We start from the raw sequence: 22835 nt of genomic DNA, 5'->3' as shown, positions 1-22835 counted from the left end.
ATTTATCTAAGTTTGTTCTTCAATTTATAGCTGATTAAGATAATCAAAATGAGCAAAACAATCAAGAAAATATGCTGTATCGGTGCTGGTTATGTCGGTGGACCTACCATGTCAGTTGTTGCAAAGCAATGTCCACATATTGAGATTACGATCGTCGACGTCAATGCCGCCCGTATCGCGGCTTGGAATGATGAGAATCTAGACAACCTTCCTGTATACGAACCAGGCTTACAAGAGATTGTTGCAGAAGCGCGTAATCGTAATTTGTTTTTCTCAACCGATATCGAAAAAGCTATCGACGAGGCCGACATGATTTTTATTTCGGTCAATACACCGACTAAGAATTACGGAAAAGGCAAGGGAATGGCTGCAGACTTAAAGTATATTGAACTTTGTGCACGACAGATCGCAGCGGTTGCCAAAAACGACAAAATTGTTGTTGAAAAATCGACTTTACCCGTTCGCACTGCGGCAGCTTTAAAAAGTATCCTTGATAACACGGGTAATGGTGTTAATTTCCATATTCTTTCCAATCCTGAATTTTTGGCTGAAGGCACAGCAATACAGGATTTAATCAATCCAGATCGTGTGCTTATAGGCGGAGAGAATGATGAAGCTATCGCCGCATTGGTCGACATCTATGCCCATTGGGTAAGTCGCGACAAGATTCTCACAACGAACCTTTGGTCATCTGAACTTTCAAAACTAACCGCAAATGCCTTTTTAGCACAACGTGTCTCCTCCATTAACTCCATCTCGGCACTATGCGAGAAAACAGGGGCAAACGTAGATGAAGTTTCCAAGGCGATTGGTATGGACTCCAGGATCGGATCCAAATTTCTGAAAGCTTCTGTAGGTTTTGGTGGCTCTTGTTTTCAAAAAGATATCCTCAATCTGGTTTATATTGCACGAAGTTACGGTCTCACAGAGGTTGCCGAGTATTGGGATCAAGTGATTTTGATGAATGATTATCAAAAACAGCGATTTGCGGACAACATTATCCAAACATTGTATAATACTGTATCGGGCAAAAAGATTGCATTCTTAGGCTGGGCATTCAAAAAAGACACCAATGATACGCGTGAATCTGCAGCGATTTATGTTGCAGATTATCTATTGAGTGAACAAGCTGAAATCACGGTCTATGACCCCAAAGTGTCCGCTGAACGTATCTATGCCGACCTAGATTATCTAAATACGCGCTCTTCGGAAGAAAATCGAGCTTTGGTAAAGGTTGTCAATACCGCCTATGAGGCTTGCAATGATGCACATGCAATTGCAGTATTGACTGAATGGGAGGAATTTAAGCATTATGATTGGGCCAAAATTAAGGAGCATATGAAAAAGCCTGCATTTGTGTTCGATGGCCGTAAACTATTGAACCGTAAGGAACTTGAAGACCTTGATTTTAAATATTACGCGATAGGCGAGTAATCAATATATAGATAAAAAGAACCCTCAGTATATAGTCGCATAGGTGTATGCAACTATAACTGAGGGTTTTGTTTGTGCCTGTTGTCAACGCGTAAGGAAAGAGAGATGAAACACAAGCGATGCAACAGGACTTTTTATCTTAATTATTTAGCATTCCATAAAACTCATTCATGTAATAAGCTTCTTGGAGTGCATCTCTGAAATTCTGCCATTGTTCTTCATCAAATGAAAATACGATATCTGGATAAGGTGTTTTCATAATCAACCGAAATTCACCATCTGGGAATGTGCTAAAAAAGAGCTCATCACCATTACTTTTCGTAATATTCAAGAAATCGAAGAATTTATTCCTCGTAAATGTCAGTACAAAACTTTGTTGCCAGATATAATATGTTTGACACTTATGGCAAACACTAATATGGGTATCTCCTCTTTGGCTTAGAATTTTTGTGTCACACATACTATCTGCATTTATTTAGACTCATTATAAATAATATTCAAATGTAAGAATAGTTTTTAGAATAACAAGTACCTGAACAAAAAAAAGGCGATATATTTCTATATCGCCTTTTTTTAATTAGAGAGCATTAATTTAAACCTCTCTTTTTCAATAGATATTTTGGATCTGGATCTGCACCTCTAAACGTACGGTACATTTTAGCAGGATCATCAGTACCTCCTTTTTCAAGGATATTTTTTCGGAAAGAATCCGCTGTTACTTGATCGTACAATGATTTTTCCTTGAAAGCTGCGAAGGCATCTGAATCCAATACTTCTGACCAGATATAGGCATAATAACCTGCAGAATATCCACCAGCGAAGATATGTTGAAAATATGTACTTCTATAGCGCGGAATAATAGCATCAATAATACCTATTTTTTTCATTGCTGTTTTTTCAAAGCCATTAATGTCTTTTGAAATTTCTTTTGTGGTAGCATGATAATCCATGTCTAACAACGCGGCAGAAAGGTATTCAACCGTTGCAAATCCTTGATCAAAGGTACCGGCCTTTTCCATTTTTTGAATCAATGAATCTGGCATTGCTTCTTTGGTCTTATAATGCTTAGCATATGTTCTTAACACCTCTGGATCTGCTGCCCAATTTTCCATCACTTGTGAAGGTAGTTCAACAAAGTCACGTGGTACAGAAGTTCCGGCCATAGAGCGGTATCTCACATTGGAAAGAAGACCATGCAGAGCATGTCCAAACTCATGGAACAAAGTAGTCGCTTCATCAAATGTCAACAAGGCAGGATTTTTTCCCACTGGTTTTGTGAAATTGCATACAATGGAAATTACTGGAGCAACACGTTTGCCATCTTTTGTCGACTGGTTACGGTAAGAAGTCATCCAGGCTCCCCCTCGTTTTGACTCTCGAGGGAAGAAATCGGCATATAGCAGACCTAAATGAGAACCGTCTTTGTCTTTAACTTCATACACTTCCACATCTTTATGGTAAGTTGGTACATTGTTTAAGGCTACGAACGTCAAACCATATAATTTATTAGCTACAGCAAACGCACCTTCACGAACTGCAGGAAGACTCAAATAAGGTTTAATTTCGTCCTCATTCAATGCGAAACGTTTTTTGCGAATAATTTCTGTATAATATCTCCAATCGTAAGGGGCCACAGCAAAATTACCTCCTTCAGCCTTTATTTCCTTTGCTATATCTGCTTCTTCACCTTTTGCTTTAGCGAGAGCTGGAGTCCAAAGTTTATTTAACAGTGCATAGACATTGGTCGGATTCTTCGCCATTGATTCCTCTAGGACATAGGCCGCATGTGAAGAATAACCTAATAATTTTGCTTTTTGAAGGCGAAGGTTTACAATTTTTTGAATGATCGCCTTGTTATCGTTGGTGTTATCTTGATTACCGCGTAGCTGATAAGCCTCCCAAAGTTGCTTTCTCAGTTCACGATTTTTTGCATATTGAAGAAAGGGCATAATGGAAGGATTCTGTAAGGTAAACACCCACTTATCCTTCTTTCCTTTTGCTACGGCTTCTTCAGCTGCTGCTGTTTTCAACGATTCAGGCAAGCCTTCCAATTGGCTAGCAGAATCAACGACCAGTGTATAAGCGTTGGTTTCAGCAAGCAAATTTTGTCCGAATTGCGTTGTTAATGTTGAAAGCTCAGCATTAATTTTTTTCATTTTTTCCTTATCAGCATCCTTTAAATTCGCTCCGGAACGTACAAAACTCTTATAGGTTTCCTCCAACAGTTTATTGTCCTGTTCGTCTAATCCAAGTGTATTTCGACTGCTCCAAACTGTTTTGATACGGTCAAATAGTTTGGTATTCATCGAGATTTCATCAGAATGACTCGATAAGATGGGAGCCAAATCTTTTGCTATCGCCTGAATACTATCATTTGTATTGGCACTATTTAGATTATAAAATACAGTAGATACATTATTCAATAATCCACCTGCATTTTCTAGAGCGACTATCGTATTTTGAAATGTTGCTTTATCCGAATTGTTGACTATCGTGTCAATTTCCAAATTGTGTACTTTTATCGCTTCATCAAAAGCTGGCCTAAAATGCTCTGTTTTGATCTTGTCAAAAGGCGGTACATTAAATGGGGTTTCGTAAGCCAATAAAAGAGGATTATCTGTCATCACTTTTTTTTCCTCACAACCAACAAATGCAGTTGCCACTATCGCAAAAAATGGCAAAAGTTGTCTTTTCTTCATATTATCTGATTATTCCTGATTTTTTTTCAAAGATAATAAAATTAGGCAAATGGTCGGCCTTGTTGGAGAGGGGTTGCAGAAGAACATGAAAACAGTCATCGTATTGTAAAACAAAAACTTATTCATAAACCTTGTTAAAAATAATCTGTCAATTTGAGTAAAAATATTTTAATGAGCGATATTAACCGTTTCTTTTGGAGATGTGCGGGGGTACATCAAGAAACTCTTGAAAAATATCCGGAAGAGCATAGTAAGTACACAGCCATAGGTGCTACTATTTTTTTTACGGGATTGTTTGCCAGCCTTTCGGGTGGCTATGCCATGTATTTCGTATTTAGTGGTGGGGCATTTGACTGGCTTTTGGCCATTGTATTTGGCATCATTTGGGGTTTAGCGATATTCAATATGGATCGCTATATTGTACTCAGTATAAATAAATCAAAAAGTGGCCTTATGCAGCTTCTGCAGGCTCTTCCTCGAATTTTATTGGCAATTTTGATTGGTTTGGTTATCTCTAGGCCGTTGGAGTTAAAAATCTTCGATAAAGAGATTCGAGAAAACCTCCGTGTACGTTTTCTCGCCGATCAACGCGCTAAAATCGACACGCTCAACAGTACTTTCAATAAGAAATATGCCAATGAGGTTTCACTTTTAAAAGCGATTACGGTCGAACGTGATTCATTGGAAGCTAGTATTAAAAATGATCGTACAAAATTGAATTACGAGATATTCGGGAACAAAACAACTGAAACATCTGGTGTCATGGGATATGGCCCTTATGCCAAAATGAAAGAAGAAGAGCTGAAGAAAAAAGAAGGCTATTTGGACACTTTACGGAACAAGATAACGACCCAGCAAAACGCAATACGTCAGAAACAGAAATTTGAAGGGATATTGGACCAAAAAGTCTTATCCAACGCTTCGTTGGACAGCGCTGTCAATGTCGCTGGTTTTGCAGACCGTAATTCTGCGCTGGGCAATCTAAGGTACGATGCCAATGGAAAGGTCAACGAATCCAATGCAAATGCTGTGTTTTTTATTGCGCTGCTTTTTGTCTTCCTCGAATGTCTTCCGGTAATCGTCAAGCTCTTAGCAGGAAAGGATCCTTATGACAACGAAGTCCAAAACCAAAGGACTATTCATGATTACGAATCAGACACCAATGTCACTGTTCAAAAAGAAGCTGTAGATCGTTTAAAGGATACCTATGTGGATGTTTCCATCAATAAACGGATGAAAGAGCTTTAGCAGAACCTCTAGCATAAGTTAGCAGAGCAGGCTTTGCTTTGCACGGTTAAAAATTATAAACGGGCTTACCTTTCGGCAAGCCCATTTTTGTTAATCTTCCTCATCTAAAAATTTGGAATCGATCTGTTTATTTGCTTTGGCTCCTAAACGTTTTAATTTCTCCACTTTTCCGATCACGTTCCCAGCGCCTGTAGAGAGCTTTTTAGTTGCATCTTCATGGCTTTTTAATGCGCGCTCCAACTGATTTTGCACCTGTTCCATATCGTTCAGAAAGCTCACAAATTTATCGTAAAGGCTCCCTGCTTCTTTCGCTATTTCAATTACATTCCTGGTCTGACGTTCCTGTTTCCAGATACTGGCGATAGTACGCAATGTCGCCAACAATGTCGAAGGGCTAACGATGACAACCTTACGATCCCAAGCATCGCTAAATAGATCCGGTTTTTCAGCGACGGACATACTCAATGCAGATTCAATCGGCATAAACAGCAGGACAAATTCCGGCGATTCTATACCATATAACTCGTGATAGTTTTTTGCGGAAAGTTCTTTCACGTGATTTTCCACAGACTGTACATGTTGTTTTGCGAAAATTGCGCGGTCCTCGTCCGTCTCAGCATTGACCCAACGTTCGTAGGCAATCAGCGAAACTTTTGAATCCACAATCAGATGTTTATCTTCAGGAAGGTCGATAATCGCGTCGGGTTGCATTCTTCTTCCTTCGGCATCCATAAGAGAGACCTGTAATCTAAATTCGCGATCGCGCATAAGTCCCGAACGCTCCAAAACCCGCTCTAAAATTACCTCGCCCCAATTGCCCTGCTTTTTGGTATCCCCTTTTAATGCCTTGGTTAGGCTATTGGCTTCGTCTTTAATTTTAAGACTCTGTTCGACCAGCTGAAGGACAACTCCCTTTAAAGAATTTCTTTCCGCGGCCTCTTGATTGTAATTTTTATCGACTTTCTCTTCAAACAATTTGATTTTTTCCTTCAATGGATCCAAGATCAAGCCCAGGGAACGATGATTGGTCTCTGTAAACTTTTGTGTCTTCTCTTCCAATATTTTATTGGCAATAACCTGAAACTCATTGTTGAATTGTCGTTTAATCTCTGCGATTTCATTCTTCTGTTCCTGAAATTTATCGAGCTGCGCCTCATAAAAAGAACGTGTACTCTCTAAAGACCGCTCTGCGACCAGAAGATTCTCCCGTTCCTTATCCAATTCATTTTTTAGCATAAGACGTTCTTCCAGCAAACTTTGTTCCCGCTGTTGCGATCTAGCAAGTTCAATTTTTAGTGTTTCAACCTCTTTATTGTACGCGGGACCAGTACTGGTATCGGTATTCTTTTTTAGTACCAATACGATCAAAATGACCAATAACAATACGATTCCCGCAAAGAAAAATATTTCCATGATTTGTATTTTCTGAAGATGGTGTATGCTTACCTGAGCAGGTCTATTTTGCCATCACTGCATTTAACTAAACCTATAACGCCTCAATCTTAATGAATCGGCACCACTAAAAAACAGATAACTCCAATCTGTTATCAGTTTGCACGATGTATTACACACTTCTCTATGATAAGGCGTAATACCAATGCCCCACTTAGTGGTACATTATTGTAACTTTTGGTGTGTTTTCCACCATAGATCAGGCATTTCACCTGAAACAGCCAATTGGTAGTCTTCATAACGGCAAGGCACGAGGTAATAGCGTTCATTGACTGATTTAGATCCAAAATAAGGCACTTGAATCCACCAGCGGTCCGATTTTTTACTTTTCACAAAGACCAATTCATGCTCTTCATTTTCCAGTGTCGTGCGATAAATGATATAAGATGATTTAGGGTACAGTGGCGTATCTTGTTTGCGGTTATAGTAACCATCAATAAAGCACCAGATCATTTGGGAGACCAACATAGCCGTCTGCTCCATTGGATCAAATGTTGGATTGAATTCATAAAAACCGATGGAAGAACATTTATCCGACATCCCGGCATAGCGGGCGAGTTGACAAGCTTCATCGCCAAATAAACCATTGGGCATTGCATTGGCATTTCCAGGTGCTTCAGAGGCCCGAATGGCTCCTATGTCAAAACTAATTAAATCCGCTGCTCGGATCAAAGGCTCTGATTGGTCCATTTTACCGGCAATCATACCGACTCGTGTTGCATTAAAAAATAGTTTATCATACATATTGATAGACTCTTTACTTACGAGATAGGTTTGATAGGCTATGGCATTTAAATTGAATAAATAGTCCGGCTGGTGCAAGATAATATGGTTCACATAAGATCGGGAATTCAGGCTTACATTTTCAGCATTTTCCTCATCAAGGTCAAAACGAGCATCTATAATTGCCAGCTCTATCTTTCGCTCTAAGTTTTGATACCCCAAATATTGTGCATAGGTAAGGTCCTGTCCACCACCAATGATAATCGGAAGAATATTTTCTTTGACCAGTTCCTCGACGACAGATTTTAAAGCGATATAGGTATCTTGAATTGTATTACCGGCTTTGATATTTCCCAAATCAACGATATTCATCTTATAATCGCCCTGATATAGCGCATAGAGATGTTTTCGTACTGCATCCGGCGCCTTATCCGTTCCGTTATTATTCATGGATGCACGGTCTTCCTCCACACCGACAATAGCCAATTGAGGCTGTTTATCCACTTCCCAGCTCGGAAAATCTATTTCATAGGCTTGAATAATGTTTCCTAGTTGAGAACTCAAGAACCCATGCTCAGGAGCAAAACCTGTAATTGAAATCGGGCTAAAGAATACGGACAGTGATGACATAAGCTATAATTTGTAAAATTTCCTATTTGTTCTGAAAACGACTGTTTTAATTGGACTGAAAGAATCTACCTTGGCTTTCATGGCGTTTGATACCCGCGAAAGCATGAAGGTTTTCAGGATGCAATTCACACAAATATCCATTTATTAACTAACTTTTGAAAACATTATTTTTAACAGTATCTTTATCAAGTGATATTAATAACTGGAGGAACAGGTTTTTTAGGGTCTACACTAATCAGACAGTTGATAGACCAAGGAATTGACGTCATTGCCATCAAAAGAGCTCAATCGACTATTCCGGCCTCGTTGTTATCGTCTTCGTTGGTGCAATGGATCGACGCTGATATCAACAATTATTTTGAATTAGAAGATGCTCTTGATGGGGTTACTAAAGTATTCCATTGTGCAGCATTGGTTTCCTACCAAAAGAAAGACGCTAAGGCACTCTTTAAAGTGAACGTGGAAGGAACGACAAATCTGGTCAATCTTTGCCTTGAAAAGGGTATTCGCCTACTTCATGTCAGCTCGATCGCAGCTTTAGGGACAAATCGAGACAACCTTCCGGTATCCGAGAAAGACCATTGGGAACACAATTCATTGACATCGAACTATTCGTTATCAAAATATCAGGCGGAGATGGAGGTCTGGCGTGGCATTACCGAAGGTTTAAGTGCAGTTATTGTCAACCCCTCAGTAATTTTAGGTGCTTCGGCAAACGAGAAAGGCTCTGGAGCTATTTTTTCGATGATCAATAAAGGTCTACGATTTTATCCGAAAGGAAGTGTCGGCGTTGTTGACGTTGAAGATGTTGCTGCAATCATGATTCAATTAATGGGAAGAGATGATATCACGGCTGAGCGCTATATCATCAATCATCTCAATATAAGCAACAAGGATCTGCTGAGCGTGGCAAGTGTATTAATGAATAGGCCTGAACCGACAATCGAAGTTTCTGAAACCTTACTCCAAATTGCCTCTACTGTTTCCAGCATGCTTTCCGTATTTAAAAAATCGGATACGACATTGACAAAGGAAACAGCGGCAGCGTCAAGTGCCAAATTGCAGTATTCCAACGCTAAAATCCAGGAACTTCTAAACCACAGTTATCGACCTTTGGAACAAACGCTAAAGGAAATTGCAGATTTATATAACAAACAGTAAAACTATAACATAACAAACAACCAAACCTTGAAACCGTCGGAAACCTACCGATATCGGAGATCTGCATTCAGCGCTATTGCTCACGATCGTTTCATAAAAAAATAACAAGATGAAAAACTATTACATCATTGATTTCGATAGTACATTTACGCAAGTAGAGGCACTTGATGAACTTGCACGGATCTCCCTTGAGAACCATCCGGATCGCGAATCTATCTATCACGAAATTGAGCGGTACACCAATCTTGCCATGGAGGGTAAACTATCTTTCCGTGAGGCTTTGGCTGGTCGCGTCAAACTTTTAAATGCCAACAAATCTCATCTGGATAAACTTGTTTCACATCTTAAGAAAAAGGTTTCAACCTCTTTTTCCCGAAATCGTGAATTTTTCAAGAAACACGCCGACACCGCATGGATTGTTTCAGGAGGTTTTAAGGAGTTTATTACTCCTGTTGTTACACCATATCATATCAAGACTGAAAATATCTATGCCAATACATTCAGATTTGATGAAGAAGGTAATATCATCGGTTTTGATGAAGAGAATCCATTATCAAATGAAGGTGGAAAAGTGCAATTATTAAAACAGTTAAATATTGAAGGAAGACTATTTGGCATTGGTGACGGTTATTCAGATTTTCAACTGAAAGAATCGGGATTAATTGAAAAATTCTTTGCATTTACAGAGAATATCCAACGTAAAAGTGTCACTGAGAAAGCAGACTTCATCACACCTAGTTTTGATGAGTTCTTATATGTAAATGATCTGCCCCGTGCAATATCCTATCCTAAAAACCGTATCCTTTGTTTGATCGTGGGTGATGTACCAGAAATAGCGGCTCATATCTTAAAAAGAGACGGTTTTTCTATCCGCACAAAAGATACCTTCGAAGAAAAGTATGTGAAAGATGTAGGGATGCTTCTATTGGGGGACAATATCGATATCAGTGATGAGCAACTCCAACATGCTGACAAATTAAAAACGATCGGATATTTGGGTGATATCAGAGGGCATATCAATAAGGATATCTGCAATGCTAAAGGTATTGTCGTTTTTGATGATAAGAAAAATAAAAAGAAAAATTCCGAGTTTATACCTCGCCGGATGGCCGATTTTATCAACAATGGTGATACTTATTTAAGTCGCAACTTCCCAAATCTGATTTTACCAAAAGTAAAACAGGTAACGAGATTATTGCATATCCACCAAAACGTTCCCGGAATTATGGCGCAGATCAATAAGGTCTATGCCCAAAATAACATCAATATCGTTGCCCAATTTCTAATGACCAAAAGTGATATTGGCTATGCGGTAACCGATATACAAGGTGAATATGATAAAGATCTATTGAAACAACTCAAACAGATCGACAATACAATTAAGTTCAGAATATTGTATTAATAGCAAGCGGCGGTAAATATGGGCGGCAGCTATTGCCTGCTTAAATTCCGGCTTATAAAACGAGAAATTTATTCAGGCACACTTGCAGTGTGCCTGACTTTTCGCTCAACAACTCTTTTTATACTAAAACATAGATTATGTCCTTACATCAAGATGCCGAATTAAAGAAAGCTGTACTTGACCTACCTCAGAAGGAAAAAGACAAACTCCTTGTACGCCTGATAAGCAAGGACAAAATGCTGATCAAACAATTGCATTTCCAATTACTGGAAAATGCGGACGATTTAGAGGAACGTATTGAAAAACTACGAAAGCAACTGGCGCAATTGTTCGATATTGGTTTAAGTCAAATTGGCAATACGCCACAACACAGTCATTTTATTGCACTTAGCAAGCTGGTGAAACAAGCAAGCGGTTTAGTGAATGAACACGAAAAAGTCACCAAGGACAAAATCAGTGAAGTAGAATTTAGATGCTATATCCTGAAGAGAACCATTGCTGATTACGACAGACTTTTCGACTCCTCCTATCAGTCTGCCGCCCACAAATTGCATAAATATATAACAGGGCGTATAAAGCATGCGGTGGGTAAATACAGTAAACTTCATGAGGACTTTCAGTTTGACTACCGGGAAGATTTTCAAAATACACTGGATGCTTTTGGTAATACAACACTTAAAAGCTATATTAGTGAACAGAAGATTGACCTCGACCTAAATTAGTCATGAGAAATAGTAAAAACCGTGTTAAAATTGGATCCTTTCATGTTACAGCTTACGAGCAATATAAATTAATTTACTTGGCCACATTGTTGGTGTTGCTCGCTTTTGCCTACACCTTTTACCTCGCGAAATAAACTCCCGCACAGATCAATCTGTGATAGCTTTTGAGTTCTCCAAAGTCATGCCCTTCTTAATGAGGGATTCAGCCATTTTTTTACCAAAAAATTTAGTACTTCATACCCAATACTTGATACTATTTCGTTAAATTCGCAATTATTCGAAATTTTTGCTCGTGGGAATTCAAGAAATATTAGAAAAATACAGCCAAAGCGAATCTGTCCAGTCGCTTACCAAGGCTATACAATCCAAAAACCCAAAGATTCAGCTGAAAGGGCTTATTGGATCTTCGGATGCGTTCATAGCCGTATCTTCTTACAACTTACAGGAACGTCCAATGGTCTTTATTTTACCGACTCATGAAGACGCTTCTTATTTTTTAAGTGATCTGGAAAGCCTGTTGGATAAGCAGGTTCTTTTTTTTCCTTCGTCTTATCGCAAAGCTTTTGATTTTACACAAACTGACTCTGCCAATGTATTGCAACGTGCGGAGACTTTAAGTTCACTCAACCATACTTCGGAATTACCGAAAATGGTTGTGACTTATCCGGAGGCTATTGCTGAGAAAGTGATCAACCGCAACGATCTGGATAAAAATACATTGGAAATAACAGAAAACACCGCTCTAAGTATTGATTTCATCAACGAATTTTTGATCGAATATGATTTCGAACGTGTAGACTTTGTGTATGAACCGGGGCAATTTGCGATACGCGGTGGCATTGTAGATATCTTCTCTTTTTCGAATGACCTCCCATACCGCATTGAATTCTTTGGCGATGACATCGAAAGCATACGTACATTTGACATTGAGTCCCAGCTGTCTGTCAAAAAAATCCATAAAGTAACCATTGTACCGAATGTCCAAGCGAAATTCCTGACATCCCAACACATTTCCTTATTGGAATATGTAGATCAGGACGCTACGATCTGGATCAAAGACGCTCAATTTACGTTAGATATTGTAAAAGATGGGTTAAAAAAAGCGGAAAAATTATGGGCGGGGCTAACAGATAAGCAGAAAAAGGATAATCCCGAATGGCATAATCCAGCCTATGAGTTTACAGATGAGAAGAATCTCAATGCCTTATTCTTTGAGTTCCCTATCATCGAATTCGGCAAACAGTTCTTTTATAAAGCTGAGGTAACACTCAAGTTCGATATCCACCCGCAACCTTCGTTCAATAAGGATTTTAATCTCTTAATCCATAATTTCAAGGAGAATGAGGGCCAGCGGATCCAGAATCTGATCTTTTCAGATTCAACCAAACAGGTCGAACGTATCTATACGATTCTAGAAGATCTCGATAAATCAGCGACCTTTATTCCAATTCATAAAGCTTTACGCGAAGGTTTTAGAGACGACAGTTTAAAGTTGGCCTGTTACACGGATCACCAGATATTTGACCGCTATTATAAATATAAACGTAAGAAGGCTTACGAGCGCTCGCAGGCAATTACGCTCAAAGATCTACGGGATCTTAAACCTGGTGACTTCATTACCCATATTGACCACGGTGTTGGTCGCTATGGAGGGTTGGAAAAAGTGGACGTCAACGGTAAATCTCAGGAAATGATCCGCCTGATCTATGCAGACAACGACCTTTTGTATGTAAACATCAACTCCTTAAACCGTATCTCCAAATATTCCGGAAAAGAGGGTACTGTTCCCAAAATGAATAAACTGGGTACCGATGCTTGGGACAAACTCAAAAAGACGACCAAGAAAAAAGTTAAGGATATTGCGCGCGACCTGATCATGCTTTATGCCAAACGAAAGGCCCAGCATGGAAATGCGTTCTCACCGGATAGCTACTTACAGAATGAACTGGAGGCCTCCTTTATCTATGAGGATACACCCGATCAGGAAAAGGCTACTGCCGATGTAAAAAAGGATATGGAATCGCCGCATCCGATGGACCGATTGATTTGTGGGGATGTTGGCTTCGGAAAAACGGAGGTTGCCATCCGTGCAGCCTTCAAAGCTGTAGCAGACAGTAAACAAGTTGCTGTCCTGGTACCGACGACAATTCTTGCATTACAGCACTACCGGACATTTTCGGAGCGCCTAAAGGGCCTTCCATGCACGATCGACTATATTAATCGTTTCAAAACGAGCAAACAGATCAAAGATACCTTAGCCAGGCTCGCTGAAGGAAAAATAGACATTATCATTGGCACCCATCGCCTTGTTAGCAAAGATGTCAAGTTCAAAGATCTTGGTCTAATGATTATTGATGAGGAACAAAAGTTTGGGGTTGCAGTAAAGGAAAAATTGAAGGTCATGCGCGCGAATGTAGACTCACTGACATTGACAGCAACGCCAATTCCAAGAACATTGCACTTTTCATTGATGGGCGCCCGCGATCTGAGTATCATCTCGACCCCACCACCCAACCGGCAGCCTGTACAGACCGAACTCCACGTTTTCAATGAAACACTGATCGGAGAGGCCGTCAGTTACGAACTTGATCGTGGTGGACAGGTATTCTTTATCCATAATCGGGTCGCAGATCTTCCGCAGCTGGGCAATTTGATTCGCAAGCTGGTTCCAGGAGCACGGGTCGGTGTTGCACATGGCCAATTGGAGGGTGATGAGCTCGAGGATGTGATGCTTAAGTTTATCAATCACGATTTCGATGTCTTAATCGCAACAACAATTATTGAAGCGGGTCTTGATATTCCAAACGCGAATACGATTATTATTAATCATGCACATATGTTCGGACTGAGTGACCTGCACCAAATGCGGGGTCGGGTCGGTCGCTCTAATAAAAAGGCCTTCTGTTATCTACTGAGTCCACCATTGTCGACTTTAACGTCGGAAGCCTATAAACGACTTTCTGCGATAGAAGAATTCTCTGAACTCGGCTCTGGATTTAATGTTGCCATGCGCGATTTGGATATACGTGGCTCGGGAAACCTATTAGGTGGCGAACAGTCGGGATTTATTGCCGAGATCGGTTTCGAGATGTATCATAAAATCTTGGACGAAGCTATTCAGGAACTGAAAGAGGATGAGTTTTCAGCAGTATTCGCTGATGAGAAAGAACGAAAATATGTGTCCTTTACACAGATTGACACCGACCTCGAGGTATTGATCCCGGATGAATATGTAACCAATATCACTGAACGATATAATCTGTATACGGAACTCTCTAAATTGGAAAACGAGCAGCAATTGGCAGCGTTTGAAAAAGAACTTGAAGATCGCTTTGGCCCTATCCCACGAGAAGTCTTTGAATTATTCAATACACTCCGTTTACAGTGGTTTGGCAAAACGATCGGATTCGAAAAAATAGCCTATAAAAAGCATACACTGAAAGGTTATTTTGTCAATAACCCCAAGTCGAGCTACTTTGAATCTGATCAATTCGGCCGAGTACTGTCCTTTGTACAAAGCCATCCGGAGATCAGCAACCTCAAAGAAGTCAAAGGCCAGCTTCGTTTAGCATTAAACAATGTGAATACCATTGGATATGCATTGAGCCTGCTGAGAGAAATGTTGTAAGATATATTGATGCATCCGATATAAATAAAATCTACATATTGAGTAGATTTTATTTATATTTGATATACAAGACAAACCTTCTTCGAGCTGTTAGCACCAACAGTGCTTTCAAACGAGCTAAGGGTTCCTTACGATCAAAGATTCGACAAGATCGAGTTATGGATTCTTAAGGCGATACAAGCATCAATCAATATTATTAGTATGGCTACCAATACCGAAACGATACTCGTCCATGAAGGACAGCAATTCAACCAGACATCTGCAGTAACTACTCCAATCTATCAGACATCCACATACATTGCAGATCCTGACCCAACGGAATACATCAAGGCTGCTACCGAACCGAAACACCCTTATTTTTATCATCGCCATGGCAACCCAACGAATAGCCAAGTAGCGTCCATCCTAGCAAAATTGGAAAAAACGGAGGATGCACTTGTATTTGCAACAGGTATGGCAGCGATCAGTACAGCCATATTGGCCATCGTTAAATCGGGCGATCATATTGTCGCCCAACATGCACATTATTCCGGAACAGCTATTTTCTTTAAAGAGTTCCTAACAGATTATGGCATCACGGTTACGGCTGTGGATCAAACAGATGTTTCAGCTTTTGAGAAGGCTATTCAAACAAATACCAAACTGATTTATATAGAGACTCCATCGAATCCAAACCTCAACATTAGCGATTTAAAAGCACTCGGAGAGCTTGCCAGAAAACATGGAATCCAGAGTATGGTCGATAATACATTTGCCTCCCCTATCAACCAAACACCGACAGATTTTGGAATAGACGTCGTTGTCCACAGCGCCACGAAATATTTGGGCGGACACAGCGACCTCACCGCGGGTATCGTCTGCGGTACGCAGCACTATATCGCCAGCGTATGGAAACGATCCGTCGCTTTGGGAGCATCACTTGCACCGCTTGATTCCTGGTTACTATTACGGGGATTGAAAACATTAAGTCTACGCGTCAAACAGATCAATACAAATGCGCTGAAGCTAGCCGAATTTCTGGATCAACATCCAAAAATAAAAAAAGTCAGTTATCCTGGATTACCCAATCACCCACAACATGAGCTCGCGGCCCAACAAATGAACGGTTTCTCCGGTATGCTTTGCATCGATGTCAACGGTAAAGATGAAGAAGAGGCATTTTTAAATGCACAGAAACTCATCAATGGGCTGCATATATTTATCAACGCGGCCAGTTTGGGAGGGGTCGAATCGCTTATTGTACACCCCGCGAGTATGTGGGGCGGTCATCATACGAAGGAACAGAAAGAAGCTTCCGGAATCACGCTAGGCATGTTGCGCATCTCTGTTGGAATCGAACATGCCGATGATCTAATCGCCGACTTAAAACAGGCATTAGACCAGCTTAACTAGGACTTGTGTAGTAAGTCGTTATCAAAAAAGACAAAAAATAAGGGGAATAGCATGAACATGCTATTCCCCTTACTGTACCTACTTTTTTATCAAAGTACGCGGGTACCATCGGCAATCCTGACCTGAATAACCGAAAGTTCTTTATCAAATTTCTGTTTGTATTCTTTTTCGAGTGTTGGTAAAATTGAAGGTAATACACCTTCTTTGACGATATTGATCGTACAGCCACCGAAACCGCCGCCCATCATTCGGGCACCGATCACCTCAGGAAATTGCTTGACGTAATCCACTAAATAATCCAGTTCCGGGCAACTGACTTCATACACTTTACTTAACCCCTCATGGCTCTGAAAAATATACTGTCCAAGCTGAACAACATCTCCTGAACGTAGTGCATCACAAGATTTCTCTACGCGTTCATTTTCACGGACCACAAAACTAGCTTTCGCATAAATATCGGCATCTTTATCTTTCACCAATTCATCAAGCATCGCTATGGTTACATCACGTAGGTTCTTGACTTCCGGGTATTTTTCCTGTACCCATGCAGACGCCTGTTCGCATTGTTCACGACGTGTATTGTAAGCTGTAGAAGCTAATGAATGTTTTACGTTTGTATTCAATAACACAACTTCATAACCCTTAAGATCAAGTGGCACATACTCGAAACCCAAACTACGGCAATCCAGTTTGATGACATTTTTCTCTTTACCAAAAGCTGAAGCAAACTGATCCATAATACCACACATCACACCAGCGTAGGTATGTTCAGCTTTTTGTGCAATCTGTGGAATATCAAGTCGTTCGACCTGTAAATCGAACAGTTCGCTGAGCGCCAAGGTAACGGCACACTCAACGGCCGCTGAAGACGATAATCCGGCCCCCAATGGTACATCGCCATCGATATACAGGTTGAATCCACCTAGCGTTGCCCCACGTTTCTGATACTGATCAACTACACCGAGAATATAGTTTGGCCAATGTTTTTCTGAGATTGCAATATCTGCTAGTTTTACCTCATGACGTTCTTTATAATCTTCCGCATAAAGCACAATGTTATCATCCGATCGCTTACTTACAGCAACGTATATTGCTTTATCAATTGCAGCAGGCAATACAAATCCATCGTTATAATCCGTATGTTCTCCAATAATATTAATCCGTCCGGGGGAAGTAACGACAAGAGGTTCCTCCTGGTAGAGTTCTTTAAATTTGTTTACAATTGTATCTTTTGTTATCATCTTATTTAGCTTTATAATGTACTGTCGAACAATTTCGCAACTGTTCTGCGGCAACTTCCGGTGTGATATCACGTTGTGGATTTGCTAGCATCTCATAACCCACCATAAACTTTTTAACGGTAGCAGAACGTAACAATGGTGGATAGAAGTGCATATGCCAATGCCACTCTGGGTGATCACCATCATTTACCGGGGCCTGATGCATTCCTGCAGAATAGGGAAAGGATGTTTTGAAGAGATTGTCATATCGCGTCGTCAATAACTTGAGGATAGCGGCAAAATCCGTCTTCTCCTTCTCGTCAAACCCGGCAATGTTTTGGATAGATCGTTTGCTGACAATCATCGTTTCGTAAGGCCAGGCAGCCCAAAAAGGGACTAGAGAAACAAAAGAATCATTTTCGTCAATAATGCGTTCCTCTTTTCTCAACTCCGCTTTAACATAGTCTGACAGGATTGTACGTTGATATTTGTTGAAATATTGCTGTTGCTGAACGCATTCTTTTTGGATTTCTACTGGCAAATGATTTTGTGACCAGATCTGTCCGTGGGGATGTGGGTTACTACAGCCCATGATCGCGCCTTTATTTTCGAAAATTTGAATGTATTTGATCCAGTCAACCTTGGAGAGTTCGACAAATTCCTTTTGCCAAAGATCAACCACCGATTTGATTGCGGCCTGATCCATTTCGGGTAGTGTAAGATCGTGGCGTGGTGTGAATGCAATTACCTTACAGATCCCTCTTTCGGTCTCTGCGACAAATAATTCATCCTCATTAAATTCCTGTTGGCTTGTATCTTTTAATAAAGCCGAGAAATCGTTCACGAAGACAAAACTTTCTTTATAATCTGGATTGACATCACCATCTGCTCGTTTATTTGTCGGACACAAATAGCATTGTGGATCATATTCGGGTCTATTATCCCCGGGGAGATCCTCCACTTGCCCTTGCCATGGTCTTTTACTACGATGCGGAGACACAAGTACTTTTTCCCCGGTAAGAATATTAACACGTGTGTGGGGAGAGTCCCCAAAGTTTAAAGTTGATTGCATGTTATGTATAACTGGTGTACAGAATACACAATTATAGCTATATTAACTCAAAAGTCAAAGGGGATTTTTTAGGCTTTAAACTTTGGGTCATGCGCTTTTAGCAATTCGAATATGGTAATTTCAGGCAGAATTCCAACGCGTCCTGGATAACCCAAAAAACCATAGCCGACATTCACATATAATCGTTTGTTCTGTTGTTCACGATATAGCCCTGCCCATTCCTTATAGATATATTGTACTGGACTCCATTGCAACATCTCGGACCTTACGCCAAATTGCATACCGTGGGTATGTCCGGCAAACATCACATCCACGTCGGTATCCAATACCTGAGCCCGCCAATGCGAGGGGTCGTGAGATAACAGCAACTTAACAGGTTGCTCTTCGGTACCCATTAACGCTTTCTTGATATCACCATGTTTCGGAAAACGGCCTGTCCCCCAATTCTGAACCCCGACAATACAAAGCTCTTCACCGTCAACCTTAATCTTACGATTTTCATCCATTAACAGATCCCAGCCCATGATTTTATGAACATCGATCACATCCTTGAGGTTCTTGCGTTTTGCAGGAGAATCTTCTTTACCATAATAATAGTCACCATAGTCGTGGTTACCTAATGTAGAAAACACACCTAAATCAGATTTCACACGAGCAAAAATATCTTGATAGCCGCGCATTTCAGAAGCTTGGGCATTCACAATATCACCGGTAAAAAAAGTCACATCAGCTTTTTCCTTTAAAAGCATATCAATACCACCGTTGACAGCCTTTTTATTGTAGAAAGATCCCGAGTGCACATCTGAAATCTGCGCGATGGTCATTCCATGGAATGCTTTAGGCAAATTTGGCAAATACAAGGGCACTCTCCTTACACGATAGTCATAGGCTCCTGAAATAATACCCCAGCTCAATGGTATCAAGGGTGAGGCACCAACTAGAATACCAGCTTTGGTCAAAAACTCGGATCGGCTAATCCCTTTCACCGGATTCTCCGGTAAAGGGTCTCCGGCATCTTCAACTAAATCCTCAATAGATCTCTTTTTTGTAAACAGCCGTTTTAACCACACACCACCGCGTCGGATATCATCAATCAACAAAATCAAAAAGAAAAATATCTTTGATGCGGCAGTCAGAAAAAAGGCGACTAAAATAACCGACCGTACGATTAAAGGAATACTATATTGTGCTGAGATAAAAACTCCCAATAGCAGTAAAACAGAATAAGACCACCAGAGGATGGAAAATACTTTTGTTTTGGGAAATTTGATCTTCGTTGCGCGGAGGGCAAAGAAAATATAAAAATCCAATATGAGTAATACACACGCGTTTACGAACAACATCATTTACCTATTTTAGTTTTTGGCATTGAGTGCCAATTGTTTTAAAGACTCGATCCATTTGGGATCATCATTAAGACTTTCTACCAAACAAACCTCTTCTCCACCTAAGTGCTTAAATTCATTAGCATATTCCACGCCAATTTCATCAATGGTCTCGATACAATCCGCTACAAAAGCAGGACTGAAAATTAATAACTTCTTATAACCTTTCGCGGCAAGGTCGTGCAACAAATCCGAGGTATACGGCTGTATCCAGGGCTCTTTACCTAACCGGGATTGAAAGCAAAGCGAATATTGTTCTTTTTTTAAACCAAGCTTTGCAGCTATCGTCCGTGTAGTTGCATAACATTGCGAGAGATAGCAATATGAATTGGCTGTCGTTTTACAGGAATCACAGCCTGATTCAGGGCATTTAAGTTGACCTGTCGGATCCACTTTGCCTAGCTGCCGCACAGGAAGGCCATGATAGCTAAAGACAAAATGGTCAAAACTTTCCAAATCGTGCCTGCGGGCATGATCTGCATAAGTTTCTGCCATCAAATCGTCAGTACAAAAATTGCTTACGAAACTGATTTCCGGTAGATAATTCCATTTGCGGATTAGCTCCATGACACGATCAATAACCGAGCCCGATGTTGCTGAAGCGTACTGTGGAAATAAAGGGATTACACGAATGGACTCCAAAAATAGACCTTCCATATTTTTCAATGCAGCCTCAATCGATGGGTTTTGGTAACGCATCGCTAATTCGACATGGTATTCTTCCCCCAATGCTTCTTGAAGCAGATCCCGTTGCAAAATACTGTAATGCATCAAAGGTGACCCTGTTTCTTTATCCCAGATCGTTTCGTATACTTTTGCAGATTTGGGAGCACGGGTACGTGCAATGATTCCCTTTACCAATAAGGTTCGTTGAAAATAAGGAATATCAATGACGCGTGGATCCATTAAGAACTCCGTTAAATACTTTTTTACATCTGGAGTAGTGGGACTATCAGGTGTACCCAATTGTACTAAAAGAATACCTTTTTTGCCTTTATTGCTCATAGCTTACAAAGCTACGCAAAAAAGAATGCACTCGGGATCTAAACCGCGGAATTATGAAATATCTGTGACGGGTAATTGTGCTTATAATGCTTCTAAACTTGCTTTTACGTCTTTCATCAACCACATTGGCGTAGAAGTAGCGCCACAGATACCAATACGATCGTTTTCAGCAAAGACCGAAGCATCTAATTCTGCTGGATCAGAAATAAAATAACTAGCGGGATTGGCGTTTTGACAAACTTCAAACAGCACCTTTCCATTGGAGGATTTCTTGCCCGATACAAAGACGATTTTATCGTATTGTCTGGCAAAAGCGCCAAGATCTTCGTATCGATTGGAAACTTGTCGACAGATGGTATCATTGGCCTTTACTTCATACCCGCGCTTGATCAGTTCATCTTTGATCGCATAAAATTTATCTACACTTTTTGTTGTTTGGCTATATAGCGTAAATGAGGCCGGCAATTCGACCTGATCCAATTCGGTAATATCCTGAAAAACTAAGGCTTCATTATTTGTCTGCCCCTGCAAACCGATCACTTCAGCATGTCCATGCTTACCAAAGATTAGAATTTTCTCCTCTTGATCGAACGATGTTTTTATACGGTTCTGCAATTTGAGCACCACTGGACAAGAGGCATCTATCAGGGTTATGTTGTTTTCCAAAGCAACACGATAAGTCTCTGGGGCTTCACCGTGGGCACGGATCAATACCTTTTCATTGCTCAAGGTCGGCAGAGCGGCATGATCGATAATACGTAAGCCTTTTGCTTTCAGTCGAGCAACTTCCTCATCATTATGAACAATATCTCCCAAGCAATAAAGATATCCCTCTTCCTCCAAGATCTCCTCCGCCATATCAATAGCGTATACCACTCCAAAGCAAAAGCCTGAATCTTTATCGATGTCTACTGTTAGATTTAATGCCATAATATCACAAAGTTACATATTCGTATTGAACTTAGATCAATTGTTTTTTTACTTTTCTATAAACGGCCGGATACAAAGCCTTGTTACATACCGAGAAAAAACAGCTGATTAGGAGCATGCGAAACGTCTATTTCAATATAAACATATTTTCAAGGCGTATAAGATTTAGCGATAAGGATCACATCAGCCAGTTGGCTTATCAATAATTGTGTCTATATGAAGCGTAATGATATTGCATATGAAAAGCAATTTATCTAATTTTGCAAAAAAATTAAAATAATGGCAACTAACAGAACTTTTACGATGATCAAACCTGACGCAGTAGCGAACGGTCACATCGGTGCAATCTTAAACGATATCATTGCTGGTGGTTTTAAAATCATTGCAATGAAATACATCCAACTTTCTCAAGAGACAGCTGGTGCATTCTATGCAGTACACAAAGAGCGTCCTTTCTATGGTGAGTTGGTAAAATTTATGACTTCAGGTCCTATCGTTGCTGCAATCTTGGAAAAAGATAATGCTGTTGAAGATTTCCGTACATTGATCGGCGCGACTAATCCTGCTGATGCAGCTGAAGGTACAATCCGTAACAGATATGCTAAATCTATTGACGCAAACGCTATCCATGGATCGGATTCAGATGAGAATGCTGCTATCGAAGGAAACTTCTTTTTCTCTCAATTTGAAAGATTCTAGTCGTTAGAAACAACATAAAAAAAGCGCTTTACA

17 protein-coding genes are annotated in these 22835 nt (G+C 40.3%); 8 read left to right on the top strand and 9 right to left on the bottom strand.

Features of this window, described 5'->3' with window-relative positions:
• Positions 1–48: 48 nt before the first annotated feature.
• Entirely contained in the window at positions 49–1434 is a 1386-nt protein-coding gene (locus B4N43_RS09345; RefSeq protein ID WP_286734315.1) for a nucleotide sugar dehydrogenase, read from the top strand.
• Positions 1435–1573: 139 nt separating this feature from the next.
• On the opposite strand, the gene B4N43_RS09340 is transcribed toward B4N43_RS09345, so the two are convergent.
• Positions 1574–1765 (bottom strand): hypothetical protein, encoded by a 192-nt coding sequence (locus B4N43_RS09340; RefSeq protein ID WP_286734313.1) that lies wholly within the window; start codon positions 1763–1765, stop codon positions 1574–1576.
• A gap of 256 nt (positions 1766–2021) precedes the next feature.
• Positions 2022–4133 carry a M3 family metallopeptidase gene (locus tag B4N43_RS09335; protein ID WP_120335146.1) on the bottom strand — a complete coding sequence of 704 codons (2112 nt, stop codon included), beginning with the start codon at positions 4131–4133 and terminating at the stop codon, positions 2022–2024.
• Between the two features lie 171 nt (positions 4134–4304).
• Here B4N43_RS09335 and B4N43_RS09330 point away from each other — a divergent pair, with 171 nt between their 5' ends.
• Positions 4305–5381 (top strand): DUF4407 domain-containing protein, encoded by a 1077-nt coding sequence (locus tag B4N43_RS09330; RefSeq protein ID WP_120335147.1) that lies wholly within the window; start codon positions 4305–4307, stop codon positions 5379–5381.
• 90 nt (positions 5382–5471) lie between these two features.
• On the opposite strand, the gene rmuC is transcribed toward B4N43_RS09330, so the two are convergent.
• Positions 5472–6794: a DNA recombination protein RmuC gene (gene rmuC, locus B4N43_RS09325; RefSeq protein WP_286734310.1), complete on the bottom strand. Its 1323-nt coding sequence runs from the start codon at positions 6792–6794 to the stop codon at positions 5472–5474.
• Between the two features lie 204 nt (positions 6795–6998).
• On the bottom strand, positions 6999–8186 hold the full coding sequence (locus B4N43_RS09320) for a formimidoylglutamase (protein ID WP_120335149.1): 1188 nt from the start codon (positions 8184–8186) through the stop codon (positions 6999–7001).
• 189 nt (positions 8187–8375) lie between these two features.
• Here B4N43_RS09320 and B4N43_RS09315 point away from each other — a divergent pair, with 189 nt between their 5' ends.
• The 5 genes from B4N43_RS09315 to B4N43_RS09295 all read left to right on the top strand — a co-directional run bounded on the left by B4N43_RS09315 (position 8376) and on the right by B4N43_RS09295 (position 16491).
• Entirely contained in the window at positions 8376–9347 is a 972-nt protein-coding gene (locus B4N43_RS09315) for an NAD-dependent epimerase/dehydratase family protein (protein WP_088163250.1), read from the top strand.
• Between the two features lie 109 nt (positions 9348–9456).
• Positions 9457–10749 (top strand): HAD-IB family phosphatase, encoded by a 1293-nt coding sequence (locus B4N43_RS09310; protein ID WP_088163251.1) that lies wholly within the window; start codon positions 9457–9459, stop codon positions 10747–10749.
• A gap of 137 nt (positions 10750–10886) precedes the next feature.
• Complete coding sequence (locus B4N43_RS09305) at positions 10887–11471, top strand: hypothetical protein (RefSeq protein ID WP_075994535.1); 585 nt, start codon at positions 10887–10889, stop codon at positions 11469–11471.
• A gap of 292 nt (positions 11472–11763) precedes the next feature.
• A complete protein-coding gene (gene mfd, locus B4N43_RS09300; RefSeq protein WP_088163252.1) occupies positions 11764–15099 on the top strand; it encodes a transcription-repair coupling factor in 3336 nt (1111 codons plus the stop codon).
• Positions 15100–15300: 201 nt separating this feature from the next.
• Positions 15301–16491, top strand: a complete 1191-nt coding sequence (locus tag B4N43_RS09295; protein ID WP_075994537.1) for a trans-sulfuration enzyme family protein — start codon at positions 15301–15303, stop codon at positions 16489–16491.
• An 89-nt stretch (positions 16492–16580) separates the two neighbouring features.
• On the opposite strand, the gene galK is transcribed toward B4N43_RS09295, so the two are convergent.
• The 5 genes from galK to B4N43_RS09270 all read right to left on the bottom strand — a co-directional run bounded on the left by galK (position 16581) and on the right by B4N43_RS09270 (position 22103).
• Positions 16581–17732 carry a galactokinase gene (gene galK, locus B4N43_RS09290; protein ID WP_145330323.1) on the bottom strand — a complete coding sequence of 384 codons (1152 nt, stop codon included), beginning with the start codon at positions 17730–17732 and terminating at the stop codon, positions 16581–16583.
• A gap of 1 nt (position 17733) precedes the next feature.
• Positions 17734–18783 (bottom strand): UDP-glucose--hexose-1-phosphate uridylyltransferase, encoded by a 1050-nt coding sequence (locus B4N43_RS09285; protein WP_075994539.1) that lies wholly within the window; start codon positions 18781–18783, stop codon positions 17734–17736.
• 68 nt (positions 18784–18851) lie between these two features.
• Complete coding sequence (locus B4N43_RS09280) at positions 18852–20126, bottom strand: metallophosphoesterase (protein ID WP_088163254.1); 1275 nt, start codon at positions 20124–20126, stop codon at positions 18852–18854.
• A gap of 12 nt (positions 20127–20138) precedes the next feature.
• The gene (gene hemH / locus B4N43_RS09275; protein WP_286734305.1) at positions 20139–21173 is read right to left on the bottom strand and encodes a ferrochelatase; all 1035 of its coding nucleotides are present in this window, start codon (positions 21171–21173) and stop codon (positions 20139–20141) included.
• A gap of 81 nt (positions 21174–21254) precedes the next feature.
• Positions 21255–22103: a 4-hydroxy-3-methylbut-2-enyl diphosphate reductase gene (locus tag B4N43_RS09270; protein WP_088163256.1), complete on the bottom strand. Its 849-nt coding sequence runs from the start codon at positions 22101–22103 to the stop codon at positions 21255–21257.
• 279 nt (positions 22104–22382) lie between these two features.
• Here B4N43_RS09270 and B4N43_RS09265 point away from each other — a divergent pair, with 279 nt between their 5' ends.
• On the top strand, positions 22383–22802 hold the full coding sequence (locus tag B4N43_RS09265) for a nucleoside-diphosphate kinase (RefSeq protein ID WP_286734302.1): 420 nt from the start codon (positions 22383–22385) through the stop codon (positions 22800–22802).
• Positions 22803–22835: the final 33 nt, after the last annotated feature.

This window comes from Sphingobacterium sp. UBA1897 (genome assembly GCF_002337775.1).
Classification (GTDB): domain Bacteria; phylum Bacteroidota; class Bacteroidia; order Sphingobacteriales; family Sphingobacteriaceae; genus Sphingobacterium; species Sphingobacterium siyangense.
This window is presented reverse-complemented; position numbering and strand designations above follow the sequence as displayed.